16 protein-coding genes are annotated in these 15329 nt (G+C 46.5%); 8 read left to right on the top strand and 8 right to left on the bottom strand.

The window, feature by feature from the left end; all coding sequences use genetic code 11:
• Both GY843_RS04095 and GY843_RS04090 read left to right on the top strand, forming a co-directional pair.
• On the top strand, positions 1 to 1300 hold a 1300-nt coding region (locus GY843_RS04095), incomplete at its 5' end, for an ATP-binding protein (RefSeq protein ID WP_367183793.1).
• On the top strand, positions 1300 to 1830 hold the full coding sequence (locus GY843_RS04090) for a response regulator transcription factor (RefSeq protein WP_297306804.1): 531 nt from the start codon (positions 1300 to 1302) through the stop codon (positions 1828 to 1830). The genes GY843_RS04095 and GY843_RS04090, both read left to right, overlap by 1 nt.
• A 14-nt stretch (positions 1831 to 1844) precedes the next feature.
• Here GY843_RS04090 and GY843_RS04085 read toward each other — a convergent pair whose 3' ends face one another.
• Positions 1845 to 2513 (bottom strand): energy-coupling factor ABC transporter permease, encoded by a 669-nt coding sequence (locus GY843_RS04085; RefSeq protein ID WP_297306802.1) that lies wholly within the window; start codon positions 2511 to 2513, stop codon positions 1845 to 1847.
• Positions 2514 to 2652: 139 nt separating this feature from the next.
• Here GY843_RS04085 and GY843_RS04080 point away from each other — a divergent pair, with 139 nt between their 5' ends.
• A complete protein-coding gene (locus GY843_RS04080) occupies positions 2653 to 3567 on the top strand; it encodes a diguanylate cyclase (protein WP_297306800.1) in 915 nt (304 codons plus the stop codon).
• Here GY843_RS04080 and rimI read toward each other — a convergent pair.
• The 3 genes from rimI to GY843_RS04065 are packed head-to-tail and all read right to left on the bottom strand — an operon-like array spanning position 3546 to position 6478.
• A complete protein-coding gene (rimI, locus tag GY843_RS04075) occupies positions 3546 to 4013 on the bottom strand; it encodes a ribosomal protein S18-alanine N-acetyltransferase (protein WP_297306797.1) in 468 nt (155 codons plus the stop codon). The two genes, GY843_RS04080 and rimI, sit on opposite strands and share 22 nt — an antisense overlap.
• On the bottom strand, positions 4010 to 4921 hold the full coding sequence (locus tag GY843_RS04070; protein WP_297306795.1) for a hypothetical protein: 912 nt from the start codon (positions 4919 to 4921) through the stop codon (positions 4010 to 4012). Before GY843_RS04070 ends, rimI begins: the two co-directional genes overlap by 4 nt.
• Before the next feature lie 15 nt (positions 4922 to 4936).
• Positions 4937 to 6478, bottom strand: coding sequence for a 2-isopropylmalate synthase (locus GY843_RS04065; RefSeq protein WP_297306793.1), 1542 nt, complete (start codon positions 6476 to 6478; stop codon positions 4937 to 4939).
• A 304-nt stretch (positions 6479 to 6782) separates the two neighbouring features.
• Here GY843_RS04065 and GY843_RS04060 point away from each other — a divergent pair, with 304 nt between their 5' ends.
• Together GY843_RS04060 and GY843_RS04055 are read left to right on the top strand one after the other, a co-directional pair.
• Positions 6783 to 7934: a MalY/PatB family protein gene (locus GY843_RS04060; protein WP_297306791.1), complete on the top strand. Its 1152-nt coding sequence runs from the start codon at positions 6783 to 6785 to the stop codon at positions 7932 to 7934.
• 53 nt (positions 7935 to 7987) lie between these two features.
• On the top strand, positions 7988 to 8746 hold the full coding sequence (locus GY843_RS04055; RefSeq protein ID WP_297306788.1) for a TSUP family transporter: 759 nt from the start codon (positions 7988 to 7990) through the stop codon (positions 8744 to 8746).
• 12 nt (positions 8747 to 8758) lie between these two features.
• Here the strand turns inward: GY843_RS04055 and epmA are convergent, their stop codons facing one another.
• Both epmA and efp read right to left on the bottom strand, forming a co-directional pair.
• Complete coding sequence (epmA, locus tag GY843_RS04050) at positions 8759 to 9730, bottom strand: EF-P lysine aminoacylase EpmA (protein WP_297306786.1); 972 nt, start codon at positions 9728 to 9730, stop codon at positions 8759 to 8761.
• Between the two features lie 70 nt (positions 9731 to 9800).
• Positions 9801 to 10364, bottom strand: coding sequence for an elongation factor P (gene efp / locus GY843_RS04045; RefSeq protein WP_297306784.1), 564 nt, complete (start codon positions 10362 to 10364; stop codon positions 9801 to 9803).
• Positions 10365 to 10490: 126 nt separating this feature from the next.
• Between efp and epmB the strand changes: the two genes are divergently transcribed.
• On the top strand, positions 10491 to 11504 hold the full coding sequence (gene epmB, locus GY843_RS04040) for an EF-P beta-lysylation protein EpmB (RefSeq protein WP_297306782.1): 1014 nt from the start codon (positions 10491 to 10493) through the stop codon (positions 11502 to 11504).
• A gap of 101 nt (positions 11505 to 11605) precedes the next feature.
• Positions 11606 to 12766 (top strand): hypothetical protein, encoded by a 1161-nt coding sequence (locus tag GY843_RS04035; RefSeq protein ID WP_297306780.1) that lies wholly within the window; start codon positions 11606 to 11608, stop codon positions 12764 to 12766.
• A 50-nt stretch (positions 12767 to 12816) separates the two neighbouring features.
• Here GY843_RS04035 and GY843_RS04030 read toward each other — a convergent pair whose 3' ends face one another.
• Together GY843_RS04030 and GY843_RS04025 are read right to left on the bottom strand one after the other, a co-directional pair.
• A complete protein-coding gene (locus tag GY843_RS04030) occupies positions 12817 to 13143 on the bottom strand; it encodes a DUF1820 family protein (protein WP_297306778.1) in 327 nt (108 codons plus the stop codon).
• A gap of 88 nt (positions 13144 to 13231) precedes the next feature.
• Complete coding sequence (locus GY843_RS04025) at positions 13232 to 14905, bottom strand: SulP family inorganic anion transporter (protein ID WP_297306776.1); 1674 nt, start codon at positions 14903 to 14905, stop codon at positions 13232 to 13234.
• 323 nt (positions 14906 to 15228) lie between these two features.
• Here GY843_RS04025 and GY843_RS04020 point away from each other — a divergent pair.
• Positions 15229 to 15329 (top strand): hypothetical protein (locus GY843_RS04020; protein ID WP_297306806.1); only part of this gene is annotated, 101 nt, incomplete at its 3' end.

Genomic DNA, 15329 nt, shown 5'->3' with positions numbered 1-15329 from the left:
CTGCGACATTTTGCCTCGCCTGATTAAAGCAAGGCTGGGGTATAATCCCGCTATGGCAAACCATCGCGATAACCTACTCCAGCTTTCCTATATACGGACAGTTACCCTGTTTGGGCAGTGCCTTGCTGTTATTTTCGCCCTGTATGGACTGCATACAGAGCTAAATATCGTGCTGATAGGAGCAACTCTGGGCGCGCTAGCCCTGCTAAACCTGATTACCTATGCTCGACTGTTTTCTCCCTGGCCGGTTACTGAGCCGGAGTTTTTTACCCAACTGATTGCAGATATGTCCCTCTATGGTGCCTTACTTTTCCATATGGGCGGAGCCACTAATCCATTTATTTTTCTGCTTTTAGTTCCATTAATTATCGCTTCAGCCACCCTATCAAAACCTTATGTCTGGCTGGTATCTGCGATGGTAGTGACTATCTATAGCTCACTGCTTTTCTACTATGAACCCCTGATCCAGATGAAAAATAGCCACCAGCATAGGATCATGGAACTGTTTGATATCCATATCATTGGCATGTGGATAAACTTCCTGCTGACGGTGCTAGTGGTTACCTACTTCATTCTCCGTATGCGCCACTCAATGCAGGCTCAACAGGACAAACTAGAAGAGGAACGTGAAAAACGGATACAGGACCAGCAACTCCTCTCTCTAGCAACGATGGCCGCTGGCACAGCACACGAGCTCGGAACACCCCTAAGCACTATGCAGGTTCTGCTCAAGGAACTGGAGCACGAACATGCAAACGATCCAGTACTGCAAGAAGATCTGCAGCTACTTCGCCAACAAACAGAGATCTGTGCTGAGCGTTTGCAACAGATGGCACAAAGCGTAAAACAGGAACAATCCACTACCCAGTGGCTACCTGTCACGCAGATTGTTTCCGAAACCATTGATCAGCTTATGGTGCAACGGCCAGAAGTCACCCGCAGTATAAATATTGCGGCAACTGGTGATGCTCCAGAGCTCAATTGCTCAACATCACTGCGCCAGTCGTTATTAAATCTTTTGAACAATGCTGCTGATGCAAACCCTGAAGGCCTAGAGATCGAACTGGACTGGGATCAGCAACAAGTTTACTTTCGCATTCATGATCAGGGACCAGGCATCAGCCTGGAACAGAGCGACAACCTTGGCAAACCCTTCGTCACAACCAAAGGCAAAGGGCTAGGTATTGGCTTGTTCCTAACAGCAACAACACTCGCCAGATACGATGGAGATGTTCGGTTGTACAATCATCCAGAAGGTGGAACATTGACTGAGGTTACACTGCCAAGGAGAGCCAAATAATGGCCACACGTTTTCTTATCGTTGACGATGACCCAGCTTTCACCCGAGTACTTTCCAGAGCGATGACCCGCCGCGAATTCGAAGTGCAAGTTGCCCGTAGCGCCGAAGAGGCAGAAAAAACTTTACTAACCTGGCTGCCCGATATGGCTACGGTTGACCTTAAGATGGAAGGTAATTCCGGACTAAGCCTGATCCCTACTCTGCGCTCAGCAAACCCGGAGATGAAGATCCTGATGCTCACGGGCTATGCCAGCATTGCAACAGCGGTTGAAGCGATCAAACTGGGTGCAACCCAATATCTTCCTAAGCCCGCTGATGCTGACCAAATCTTGGCAGCGCTGAACAAAGTGGAAGCCGATGCCGAAGTGGAAGTCACTGATAATCCTATGTCAGTGAACCGGTTGGAATGGGAACATATTCAGAAAGTGCTAAAAGAGAATGAGGGTAATATTTCTGCAACCGCACGAGCTTTAGGTATGCATAGGCGAACCTTGCAGAGAAAGCTTGCAAAAAGACCTGTTAAGCAATGATCCCTTAGGAAAGGCTATTGCTCATCAATATAGGCCTTTGCATCAAAAGTTCGCACCCAATCTGGATGAAACACCAACATCCCGGTGAGGAAGATACCGTTGAGCAAGCCTTCCGGGAACATGATCAATGGCAGATAACGGATGTACTCGTGGTAGATTTTCTGCAGATCATAAACGCCATCCAGCACCAGCACCGCGCTCGTAGACAAACCCGCAACAGCCGTTGAGATCCCTCCACCGATAAAACCACAGACAAGCAGAAACACAAAGAAGTTCTTTAACATCTTCGTTTCTACATACCTATAGATCATATAGGTCGTAGCAACAGGCATTAAGACAGAGCAAACACCATTAACAAATAAGCCATCCCAGCTTTCTTTACCAATAATAGCCATCCCCACCAAAGCAATCGTAGAGGCCAATATGGCTAGGTCCCAACCAAAAACCAGAGTCATTACAGTAAGGCCAAGAAAATGAATACCCAGGCCTGGAGAGATACCTGCACGCATCGACCAGAGCATCATCAACAATGCAGTCGCACCAAACAATACATGCTGTAGAGTTCGGTTATTCGATAACGCTTTCCATGGCGCATTTCTGAACGCATACAGCAGAGCAACCATATACACCACAGCACTGCCCCACACCCATGAATTTTGTAGTAAACCTTCAGAAAAGCTCATAATCGCTAAAATTTTTTGGTTAACCAGGACATTTTACATTGAACATTAATGTAGTACGCATATGATTAAAGGGTGGATGCTCACTTCTTGACACATGTCAGGGGATACATGGATGTGATGCAACTCTGTTGGAGCTTTAATGAATATACTTGTGGTTGATGATGATCGTTTCATCAGAGAAATTGTAAGTGCAGTCATTCAGGATGCAGACCACTCTGCTGTTACTGCGAGCAATGACCTCGAAGCCTTAGAAGCACTAGAGCAAGGCGATATTGACCTAATCCTGATGGATGTTGAGATGCCTGGCCGCAATGGCTTTGAACTAACTCAGGCTATCCGTGAACTCTACTCAAAACACTGGTTCCCAATCATTTTTCTCTCCGCGGCAAGCGATGAACAGCATTATGAAAAAGGCATAAATGCCGGTGGTGATGATTACCTGCCAAAACCTGTCAGCCCGATAATTCTAAGAGCAAAAATCAGAGCGATGGAACGTATCGCCAACATGAAAAAGGAGCTGGATGACGCCAACACTCGCCTCGAAAAACTAAGCTCACAGGACCCACTAACAAAACTATCTAACCGCCGCGATCTCGAAGTACAACTTCTCAAGGAGTGGAAACGCAGTCATAGGGATGCCGAAACCCTCTCAGCCATAATGCTGGATATCGACTTTTTCAAACCCTACAACGACAACTACGGACATCAACAAGGAGATGAGTGCCTAAAATCTGTAGCTAAGATATTAAAAGGAAGTTTGAGCCGATCACACGATATTATTGCGCGTTACGGTGGTGAGGAGTTCGCAATTATTCTGCCTGACACATCATATGATGGCGCCAAGAAAGTTGCTGAAAACATCATAAAAATGCTGGCTGAAAATAAGCTACCTCATGAATACTCCAACGTTGCTGACCATGTAACCGCCAGCATCGGTATCAGCTCGACTTATTTCAACCCAATCACCCCTAACGCTTTATTACAGCAAGCGGATCAAGCCTTGTATAAAGCCAAAGAGAATGGTCGTAACCGCTACGAAGTCTTCTCTCCCTGAAGCTCACAGCTAAGCAAAACCGCATCCTCCCGTTCTGCTCCCTTGATTAAGGCAGGATAATAATCCTTTCTTCTTCCATCTTCTGTGAAGCCTAATTTTACGTAGAGAGCGATCGCCGCCGCATTTGATTCACGCACTTCCAACATGACTTTGGATATTCCGGCAGCACTCAACTGAGCTAAAGCTTCCTGCAGAAGCGCATATGATAGGCCTCGTCGTTGATAGTCAGGATCAACAGCGACCTGAAGCAATTCAGCCTCATCCAACACTGTAGAAAAAAGTGCAAAACCTGCCAACTCATCCACGAGAACTCCAAAGTTGAATCCACGAGAGTTAAGTAATATCTGCCTAAATTGGCTCTCTGATAGAGGACTGGAAAAACAGCGGGATTCAATCTCTAAAAGTCTCGTAAGATCGTTTTCCGCTAACAGATGGAATGAACTCATAAACCCTGTTTCAGATACTGCAACAGCGGCTGAAGATCCTGCCAGATTTGCCGCTTAATTCCTGGCAGTTGCATCGCTTCAGTGAGACTGTAACTGGCTATCGCTTTAACTCCATATTTGACAGTAAAGAGGACCCCGGACAGCTGTTCTAAAGCCTCATCCCGCTCCATCACCATCTGTGCAGCTGCTTCACCAAATAGCAACACAGCCTTGATGTCTGCAGTCTGCAGCTCTTTCGATAGTTTATGCTGAACAGCAATCGTTGCCTGATCACGCCCCTGATCCAGAGTCTTACTGGCAAACATCGGCCAAGGTAGCATAAAGGGCTCTACCACCTCTCCCTGAACGCCTAAACTGGAACTAATTGCATGAGCTAACTGCTGATAGTTCGTCGCAAAGCTACTACCCTGCAATGGCAAGCTATCAACAACTAGAATGGAACCTATACGCTGAAAAGCCAGTTTAAAGGTTGGCGGAGTTGAGTCGACTGCTTCAGATGAAGACAGATCAGATCCCGCGACCTCTTGCTCGTTTTCTGAAGAAGCTAATGCCGATTTCTGATCGGTTGATGCAACTGAAGAAGTTACAGGCTTCGCTTCAGGTGCGACTTCACTATCAGCCAATAACCCCAATGCAGCACGTGCTTGTGAAACGCCCTGCTGGGCTGATTCGACTGATGATTTCTGACTAAGCGGAGCACGGGGCTGACCCAACGCTGCTCTAGCGCTATTTACACTACCCGTTTGAGCATTACGATCAGTTTCAAAAGGTATTTCCGGAGCAGGATACTGGAAATCATTAACCCACTCCGGCGAAGCTTGGGCACCCGGCAGCTGCGCACAGGGCAGCCAGCTGGAAATTCCCAGCGCATCAAGATACTGATGGCGAAGCAGCTCCTGGTCCGTCACCGGCTGAAGCTACCCTTATACTTGCGGATGCGCTTTCTGCACATTCGCATCCAGCATATTAAGCGCATGAATGTAAGCTTTAGCAGAAGCGATAATAATATCGGTATCAGCACCCAAGCCGTTCACGATACGACCACCACTTTCCAGACGTACCGTTACCTCACCCTGGGAATCCGTACCTTCAGTAACCGCATTTACAGAGTAAATCTGCAGGCTAGCACCAGATTCGACAATGGCTTCAATCGCTTTAAAAGTAGCATCAACTGGGCCACCACCCGTTGCCTCAGCCTCTTTCTCTTCATCGCCAACCTGAACAACGATCTTCGAAACAGGGGTTTCACCTGTCTGAGATGTTACTGAAAGGCTGCTGAGTTTAAATTTCTCACTGTTCGCCGCTGCACGGGTATCGCTGACCAGCGCAACCAGATCTTCATCAAAGATCTCATGCTTTTTATCAGCCAAGTCCTTGAAACGAGAGAAGGCATTATTCAGTTCTGCATCAGTCGCAAAAGTCGTACCCAACTCTTCAAGACGGCTACGGAATGCAGCACGACCAGAGTGTTTACCCAACACCATACGGTTTGTATTCCAGCCCACATCCTGAGCGGTCATGATTTCGTATGTTTCACGATGTTTAAGGACACCATCCTGATGGATACCCGACTCGTGAGCGAAAGCATTTGCTCCCACAATCGCTTTGTTTGGCTGAACCGGGAAGCCTGTAACACTAGAGACCAGACGAGACGCTGGAACAATCTGTGTTGTATCAATACCCGTTTCAACGCCCAACGTATCTTTACGAGTACGGATCGCCATTACGATCTCTTCCAGTGAAGCGTTACCCGCACGCTCACCCAGACCGTTGATCGTACACTCTACCTGACGCGCACCAGCGCCAACTGCTGCCAATGAGTTAGCAACAGCAAGACCCAGATCATTGTGGCAATGTACAGAGAAGATCGCTTTATCCGCATTCGGGATGCGCTGAATCAGCTGACCAATAGTGTTCGCAAACTCACCAGGAACAGCGTAACCAACAGTGTCAGGAATATTGATGGTACGTGCGCCAGCATCAATTACTTTTTCAATAATACGGCACATAAAGTCCAGCTCAGAACGGCTGGCGTCTTCCAATGAAAACTCAACATCGTCAATCAGATTACGGGCACGCGTTACCGCTTTAACCGCCTGTTCAACAACCTGATCAGGTTCCATCTGCAACTTATATTTCATATGGATCGGAGATGTTGCAATGAAGGTATGGATTCGGCCCATCGCAGCATTCTGCAATGCTTCACCCGCACGATCGATATCCGCGTCAAGTGCACGTGATAGTGAACATACGCGACTTTCCGTTACCGCTTCCGCAATCGTTTTTACCGATTCAAAATCACCCGGGCTGGCAATAGCGAATCCCGCTTCGATAACATCTACCCGCATCTTTTCGAGCTGTTTGGCGATACGCAGCTTTTCATCCCGGGTCATTGATGCACCAGGACTCTGCTCACCATCTCGCAGGGTTGTATCGAAAATAATTACACGATTGTCGTTACTCATAACTCGAGCTCCAAAAAATACAACGAACTAATTTGTATATTATCGCTGTATATAAATTGCTTTACAAAAAAACGGACCTAATAGGCGGTAAGAAAGATCTATACTGTCCGATAAAAGACGCTTGGCAAGACCTGAAGTTCAGTTTTAATCCAGTGATCATTTATCAAAACTGTTCAAACAAATGTCAGGCTGTAATATCCTCATCATGACCATATGCCATGGGGATTTGCGCGGTTATCCAGTGACCACACACTATAGCGCCGAGACCGTGTTTTGCAACCTAATCAGCCAAAGAAAAATAACAATGAATTTAGAGTTTGATAAGCCGATAGACCGCAAGGGAACAGCCAGCCAGAAATGGGAAAAGTACGGTAATAGCGACATCCTGCCTATGTGGGTTGCCGACACTGATTTTATGTCCCCCCCCTGCGTTATGGATGCCTTGCATCAGCGTATCGATCACGGGGTTTTTGGCTATACCAATGTACCTAACGAGCTGAATGAACTGGTTATTCAGCGCATGCAAGAACTCTACAACTGGCAGATAGAGAAAGACTGGATTATCTGGCTACCTGGGCTGGTCTGCGGTTTGAACCTAGCCTGCAGAGCGGTTGGGGGCAGCGGTGATCAAGTTCTGTCGCCAAAGCCCATCTACCCTCCCTTTATGTCCTCACCCCGCTTATCTGACAGAACTGTCGCCACAGTGTCGCTAAAAGAGAGTAACGGCCATTTCATTCTGGATTTTGAGGCGCTGGAGCAAAGCATTTCAGAACAGACTAAATTGCTGCTGTTCTGTAATCCGCACAATCCGGGCGGATCTGTTTATAGCCAAGCGGAATTAGAACAACTGGCAGAAATTATCATCCGACATGACCTATATATCTGCTCAGATGAAATTCACTGCGATCTTATTTTAGAAGAGAGCCTGAAACATATCCCGGTTGCATCAATAGGTGAAGAAATCTCAAAACGCACTATCACTCTGATGGCTCCGAGCAAGACATACAACATCGCTGGACTTGGCTGCTCATTCGCCATTATCAGCGACCTACAACTTCGTAAGCAGTTTATTAATGTTCGAAAAGGCATAGTGCCAGATGTGAATCTGCTCGGTTACACCGCTGCCATAGCCGCCTATAAAGACGGTGATGAGTGGAATAAAAAGCAGCTGAACTACCTACGCGAAAACCGCGATTATCTGATCAAGGAGATCAACAAGATCCCCGGTCTAAAACTGCTTCCAATCGAAGCCACTTATCTGGCTTGGATCGATGTTTCTGGCGCCAAACTTAGCAACCCAGCTCATTTCTTTGAGCAAGCCGGAGTGGGTATGTCTCCAGGCAGAGACTTTGGTGATGGTAACTATATGCGCCTTAATTTCGGTTGTACCCGGGAAACCCTAGAAGAAGCGGTTCGCAGAATTAAGAGAGCCCTGGCAAACGAGTTACCGGCCTAACGGTCATGTAATAAGCCGGCCCAAACTATCTCGTGCAGATAAACAGATAAAGTATGGAATTTGAGTTTTCAATTCTACTGCTACTTTTACTCACCGGGCTTGTGGCCGGATTTATTGACGCTATTGCAGGAGGCGGTGGTTTGATTGCACTTCCGGTACTGCTCGCTTGCGGCCTCAACCCTGTAGAAGCACTCGCTACCAATAAACTACAGGGTAGCTTTGGTACTTTTTCCGCGGCTCGCTACTTTGTCAGGAAAAAGATTGTCGATCTTAAGCAGATGCGACTTACCATCCTCTGCACTTTTATAGGTTCGGTATGTGGCACCCTGCTAATACAGCAACTGGACAGTAGTTTTCTGGCTATACTAATGCCCCTGTTGCTGATCTCTATTGCGATCTATTTCCTATTTTCGCCACAGATCAGCGATGAAGACACACATGCTCGTATTAAAGCTACAACCTTTGGTTTTCTGATTGGCACCAGCATCGGTTTTTATGATGGATTTTTCGGACCAGGCACTGGAACATTCTTTACCCTGGCTTATGTAGCCCTAGCGGGATATAGCATAATCAAAGCCACCGCCCACACCAAGGTACTTAACTTCACTTCAAATATCGCATCCCTGATCTTTTTTGCCATTGGAGGGCACATCGTATGGATAGCTGGTCTGATAATGGCAACTGGTCAACTGATCGGCGGACGGTTAGGTGCAGCACTGGTTATCAACAAAGGCAGCCGGCTTATTAAACCGTTAATTGTCAGCATGACGTTATTGTTATCAGCCAAACTACTGATTGAGCAATTCAGCTAACGAAACCTTCCGTCACGCCTTAGTCAAATCAAAAGGAATAACATCCGCCAGCGCATCTGCTGATACTGACAACATCAATAAACGGTCCACTCCCAATGCCACCCCAGCACAAGCAGGAATACCTTTCTTCAGGGCCTCAACCAACCGCATATCCAGTGGACGTTGTGGCAGATCCAGGTTTTTACGCTGCTCCTGATCTGCTTCTAAGCGACGTTTCTGCTCATCAGCATCGGTTAGCTCATGATAACCGTTGGCAAGCTCTACACCCCGAACAAAGAGCTCAAAACGGGCTGCAACCGGAAAGCCCTGCTTACCTTCCCGTACTTTAGATAGGGCCGCCTGCGATGCAGGGTACTCAGTCACAAAGATCGCTTTTAGAGCTTTTAACTCCGGTTCGATCACATGAGACATCAGAAGATTTAACCAGGTATCCGGATCAGCATCATCCAGCTCAATATCGATATGTTTGCGAGTTTCAGAAATCAGATCATCCAGACCGGTATTTTCAGGACGAAAACCAACATATTTCTGAAACAGGTCTGAATAAGTGATTCGCTCTACTTGTCCATCAATTTTCAGGACCGGTTTGATCAGCGCCTCAACTTCACCCATCAGATCCGCATCATCCATACCCGGACGATACCACTCTAACATTGTGAATTCCGGATTATGGCGACCACCATGTTCTCCGTTGCGAAACACTTTACCCATCTGGTATATCGCGCCACTACCTGCTGCAAGCAATCTTTTCATCGCGTACTCAGGTGATGTCTGCAGGTACATTGGGGCTATTTCCATACCCACACTGGCCTGATAATTCACCTCAATACTGTCGATAAAAGGGTCACTGACCGCACAGTGAGACATCACTGGTGTATCCACCTCCAAGACATCCCGCTGTTTGAAAAAATCACGGATATAGCCAAACAGTTCAGCGCGTTTTCGTAGGTTTTCGATAGATGCAGTAGGTTGCCAATCAGCCATTATCATTCTTCAGTTGGGTCAAACAAAAACGGCAGCCAGATAGGCTGCCGTTTAGGGTAATTATTATCGATTACGCACGGGAAACATATTCGCCAGTACGGGTATCAATTTTCAGAACTTCGCCTTCATTGATAAACAAAGGTACACGTACAACCGCACCCGTGCTCAGTGTTGCAGGCTTGGAACCACCCTGGGCAGTATCACCTTTCAGGCCTGGGTCAGTCTGAGTAACTTCCAACTCAACAAAGTTTGGCGGTGTAACAGAAATAGGATTTCCGTTAAACAGTGTTACAGTTACAGAATCCTGTTCTTTCAACCATGGCTTCGCTTCCGCCACAGCATTCTCATCCGCACCAACCTGTTCAAAAGTGTTTGGATCCATGAAGTACCACAGTTCACCATCGTAGTAAGAGTATTCCATGCTGGTATCCATCACATCAGCCTGTTCAACGCTCTCACCCGACTTGAAGGTACGCTCCCAGATACGGCCGGACATCAGGTTACGCAACTTAACACGAGTAAACGCCTGACCCTTACCTGGTTTTACAAATTCAACGTCAACCATTGCGCATGGATCGCCGTCGATCATTACTTTCTGACCATTTTTGAACTGGTTAGTAGAAATGTTGCCCATAATGTTCTCTGTATCTCTTGTAATAGTTTCTCGACTGACAACGCTCGCCAACCGTAAAATTGACAGACATTCTACTTGAAAGGAAAATGCGAGCAACTTTCAACCGCAATTCCTTATAAAATCATCATGAATTCTTTTCCCAATCTGTTATCCATTCAGGAAGAGCATAGCTGGCAGTACCTGCTCAGCCATACAATTGATGATCCCCAGGAACTACTCAAACACTTAGATCTTCCCTCATCACTGCTTGAAGGCGCCAAACAGGGAAACGCCCTATTTTCTTTGAAAGTACCCCTTCCGTTTGTGGAGAAGATGGAGAAAGGCAACCCTGATGACCCATTACTCCGCCAGGTTCTACCTTTAGCCGTAGAAAATTCGGAAGTGGAAGGGTTTATCACCGATCCACTAGCCGAGATGGCAGCAAATCACAGTGATGGACTTATCCACAAATACAAAGGCCGTGTCCTGTTAATATTGAGTGGCGCTTGCGCGGTGAACTGCCGCTACTGTTTCCGACGACATTTCCCCTATCAGGAAAACCGCCTTGGGTCAGAACAATGGCAGAAGATTCTCGATTATCTGAATGCCGATAGCAGTATCAATGAGGTTATTTTTTCTGGCGGCGACCCTCTGGCCACTTCGGATGCACGCCTACAGAAAATGATTAGCGATCTAGAACAGATCCCCCATCTGCAACGCTTGCGGATTCATACCCGCCTGCCCGTTGTTATTCCGCAGCGGATCACAGATGAATTCGTATCACTCCTTAACAATTGTCGTTTTGATACGGTAATGGTTCTGCATGCGAACCATGCCAAGGAACTTGATAGCTCAATACAGGATGCCGTAAGCCGCTTGAAAGCAGCGCATGTTACTATCCTGAATCAGGCAGTCTTACTTAAAGGTATAAACGACAACGTAAGTAGCCTCAAGGCGCTCTCCGAATCGCTGTTCAGTCACGGTATTCTGCCCTACTATCTGTTTACCCTCGACCCGGTCAAAGGCGCGGCCCACTTTGATATCCCAGACCAAATGGCGATTCAACTTCATTCCGAACTTCAGTCACAACTTCCCGGTTATCTTCTGCCTAAACTGGCCCGTGAAATCCCAGGAAAACCCTCCAAAACCTTACTTTTCTAACCTGAAAGCTTCTCATACAAGCCTCTTCCACCCTGTTCAAAAAACAAACACAGCCGATATAAAGCGAATGGAATAACCAGCTTTATATTTAAGGTGATGCTATGAGGATTGCAGCGTCAGATATCGCTCTGGAAGGCGCATCGAGTAAACAACGATACACAGAAGTTCACGAAGAACTAACCAAGGGTTTTGTACGCGCAGGGGACGCGTTCAACAAAGACAACCTTGTTGAAGGCATTCATGTCAAGCGGACTCGTGTAGAGAAGGTCACTGAGCTTGATAAAAGCGAACATACCTACTCCGACTTACGACGGCCTGATAATCGGGAAGATATCGGCAAATACAGTCTTGATCAATTGCTCAATCAAGCATCTTCTACGGGTAGCAAGAGCGTGATTGAGCTTACTCCTGAAGACCGCTTTAAGATCGAGCTGATGAAAAAGATCTTTGAAAGCCTTACAGGAACAAAATTTACTGTCGGCATGCTAGCTGATTCCCTTTCTAGCGAAGGAACAACGCAGGAAAACAGTGACGTTCCACAGGGCGAACATACCGACATCAACAGTCTGAATATCTCATCATCAGCTTTGGAGTTTGGCGCTTCCTACTCCTACCATCGAATTGAGCGCACGGATGAACAGATGAGTTTCCAGGCTGGCGGCGAGATCCATACAAAAGATGGCAAAACCATCAATATCGACCTCAACCTAAATCTGAGCCGCTCCTTACAGGAAAGCACCAGTTTCCAAATCAGAGCAGGGGCAGCCTTGAAAGATCCATTGGTCATCAATTTTTCCGGCAACGCCGCTGAACTGACAGAACAAACGTATAACTTCGATATAGATCTCGACGGAGAAGAGGAACTACTCCATAAGCTCTCTGAGAACAGTGGCTACATCGCTCTGGATAAAAATAGCAACGGCGAAGTAGACGATGGTAGCGAGCTATTTGGCGCCACCAGCGGCAACGGTTTTCGCGAATTAGCCCAATACGATGAAGATAACGATGGCTTTATCGATGAGGATGATTCTATTTGGGAACAACTGAGAATCTGGGTGCAACATGCCGATGGCAGCAGCAGTATGTTTAGCCTCGCCGATAAAAATATTGGAGCACTCTATCTGGGTTATACGGATACAGCTTGGGATTTGGAAGCGGGTCAGAACAGTAGTGAACTAGGTGGTAAGGTGAGAGCGACGGGCATATTCCTGACAGAAGATGGGAATAGCGGCACCCTACAACAGATCGACCTGGTTGTCTAAGCACATAGGAAACAAGGGCTGGATCTTATAAGGCTAGCCCTTGTTTTACATCAGCTTTTCTTAGGAGCAGGCGTCATTGGAAATGCAGCAATTGTTCCCTTAGCTTCTGTAATTTTCGGCACACCTTCATGCTCTACTTCATCAATACGAATCACCGCATGACTCGGGATGTAAGAACGTTTCACTCCAGCGAACTGGTTCTTTAGCTTCTCTTCGCCTGGATCAATTACCAGTTCAGAACGATTACCAAAAACAAATTCTTCGATCTCCAGAAAGCCCCACAGATCACTCTGGTAAACGTGCTTAGCATAAAGCTCAAATACCTGATCCTGATTCACAAAGATTACGCGATAAATACGATCTTCTTTTTTTGCCATCTTAAATTTGAAAAACCATTTAATAGGATAAGTACTGATGACACCGCATCTATATGCAGCAGCTTAATTTAATAAGGTACCTAAGTTTTTATGCACCTGAGTACATACTGATTTGAGAGTCATCCAGATGTTTCACCGCTCTCTGCAACGCCACAGTGCGTGAACTTACAAAATTCTCACGAGCTAAACGCGATTCCAAGCCCATCTTAAGCAGCTTTTCCCGTGATTCTTCTTTAACTGTGATAATTGATACATGCTTACCAAGGTCTAGTGCTTCTAACACTACATTTTCTATAGACAACGCCATGGTATCGTCCAAAAACGAAACATCACTCAAGTCAAAAATTACAGCCTCGTGATTCGCTATATCCTGACGCTCACGGGCGATAGCCTTTGAAACGCCAAATATCATAGCGCCTGATAAGTAGAACAGCAGTACCCGGCCATCTGCCTTATTCAAAAGGGTTCTCTGCTCATCATCTAATGGAAGGGCATCATCAACATCCGACATAGCCCGAACTTTCTCGGCTTCAACCATAGAGAGTTTCTGAATAATGATGACATTTGCTACAAAGACCCCGATACCTACAGCAACGATGAGGTCCACAAAAACCGTCAATATGAGTACCGTATACATGATCAATGTACTATGACGTGACACTTTGTGAGCGCGTTTGATAAAGGACCAATCCAGAATATCCATACCCACCTTCACGGCAATTGCGGCAAGCACTGCCAAAGGTATGTTTTCTATTAAAGAGGCGGCCCCGAATACGGCTATAGCCAGGACAAGCACACGAATCACACCGGAAAGTGCGGTCCGCCCCCCTGACTGGATATTCACAACGGTGCCCATTGTTGCACCCGCTCCCGGCAACCCTCCAAACAAACCGGACATTATGTTACCCAGTCCTTGTCCGACTAACTCTTTGTTCGAATTGTGCTCTGAACGGGTCAAGTTATCTGCAATGACCGATGTCAGCATAGAATCAATACAACCCAGCATCCCCAGAACCATTGCCTCTACCAACATGATGCTTAATTCAGCATGGGTGAAATGCGGTATAACCAAAGAAGGCAACGAAGCATCTATTTCGCCAATTCGCTGGATCTGCTCGAAATCAAAAACGATAACGGATAGCAAACTCACCATAACTAAAGCTATCAGTTGAGGGGGGAGATATTTTTTCAGCTTCTTAGGTGTGGAGAAGAGCAATTGCAGAGTAACAACAAACAGCAGGAACTCACCCCATTGGATATTCGTAATCAATTCTGGCAGGTGAGTCAAAGTACCTACAACTCCACCTGCTGGGGCACTTTGACCCAACGCTGGCGCGAGTTGCATCAAAATAAGAATAACGCCTATCCCTGACATAAAACCCGAAACGACGGAATAGGGCATCAATGTGATGTACTTTCCGAGCCTTAAAAAACCGAATACGATCTGAAAACAGCCCGCCATCATGACGACAGTGAATGCCATCGCAAGGCCCTTTTCAGGGTTCGCAGCGATCAAAGTACTGATCACCGCGGTCATAACAACCGTCATCGGGCCAGTTGGTTCAGAGATCAGAGTGGAAGTACCGCCAAACAGCGAAGCAAATAGGCCAATAAGAATAGCCCCATACAGTCCTGCTTCCGCACCAGCTCCTGAAGCCACACCAAAAGTTAAAGCTAGAGGTAGAGAGACAACAGCAGCAGTTACACCACCTAAAATATCGCCACGAAGGTTACTCTTACCAAGGGAATTTAGCTTTAACATCGAACGTTCTCTTTGTAGGCGAATTACAACCGGTAATTTTACTAGCGACATACAAACGAGCAAGGCTTATCTAATGCTTCATGGATAATTTCTGCTCAAAAGAGGCAAAAAGCTCAGTTACCAACAAACACAAGCAAAATAGCCGCCTAAGCAGAACAAATCCCCCTACAAACCATACCACTTAATATCGCCCAAACCTTGAAATAACACTGCCATGACGCTTTTCTTAACTGTTCATTATCTGGCCGCTTAAGTATAATGCCCGGTCCTTTGAAACATGGGCATTTGTAGCCCTATTGATCCACGCAAGATACAGGTGAACAATGGCGAAAAAGCTATTTATTAAAACCCACGGCTGTCAGATGAACGAATATGACTCTGCACGTATGGCAGATCTGCTGGGGGAAAGCCATGAACTTGAGCT

The organism is Neptuniibacter sp. (assembly GCF_024231755.1).
GTDB lineage: Bacteria > Pseudomonadota > Gammaproteobacteria > Pseudomonadales > Balneatricaceae > Neptuniibacter.
Note: the sequence above shows the minus strand (reverse complement) of the source record. Positions and strands in the feature narration are given on the sequence as shown.

Excerpts from the sequence above, each read along its gene's own strand:
- epmB (WP_297306782.1), top strand. The coding sequence starts at position 10,491 with ATGAATTCTTTTCCCAATCTGTTATCCATTCAGGAAGAGCATAGCTGG.
- GY843_RS04030 (WP_297306778.1), bottom strand. The coding sequence starts at position 13,143 with ATGGCAAAAAAAGAAGATCGTATTTATCGCGTAATCTTTGTGAATCAG.
- GY843_RS04035 (WP_297306780.1), top strand. The coding sequence starts at position 11,606 with ATGAGGATTGCAGCGTCAGATATCGCTCTGGAAGGCGCATCGAGTAAA.
- GY843_RS04065 (WP_297306793.1), bottom strand. The coding sequence starts at position 6,478 with ATGAGTAACGACAATCGTGTAATTATTTTCGATACAACCCTGCGAGAT.
- epmA (WP_297306786.1), bottom strand. The coding sequence starts at position 9,730 with ATGGCTGATTGGCAACCTACTGCATCTATCGAAAACCTACGAAAACGC.
- GY843_RS04025 (WP_297306776.1), bottom strand. The coding sequence starts at position 14,905 with ATGTTAAAGCTAAATTCCCTTGGTAAGAGTAACCTTCGTGGCGATATT.
- rimI (WP_297306797.1), bottom strand. The coding sequence starts at position 4,013 with ATGAGTTCATTCCATCTGTTAGCGGAAAACGATCTTACGAGACTTTTA.
- GY843_RS04060 (WP_297306791.1), top strand. The coding sequence starts at position 6,783 with ATGAATTTAGAGTTTGATAAGCCGATAGACCGCAAGGGAACAGCCAGC.
- GY843_RS04085 (WP_297306802.1), bottom strand. The coding sequence starts at position 2,513 with ATGAGCTTTTCTGAAGGTTTACTACAAAATTCATGGGTGTGGGGCAGT.
- GY843_RS04090 (WP_297306804.1), top strand. The coding sequence starts at position 1,300 with ATGGCCACACGTTTTCTTATCGTTGACGATGACCCAGCTTTCACCCGA.
- efp (WP_297306784.1), bottom strand. The coding sequence starts at position 10,364 with ATGGGCAACATTTCTACTAACCAGTTCAAAAATGGTCAGAAAGTAATG.
- GY843_RS04080 (WP_297306800.1), top strand. The coding sequence starts at position 2,653 with ATGAATATACTTGTGGTTGATGATGATCGTTTCATCAGAGAAATTGTA.
- GY843_RS04055 (WP_297306788.1), top strand. The coding sequence starts at position 7,988 with ATGGAATTTGAGTTTTCAATTCTACTGCTACTTTTACTCACCGGGCTT.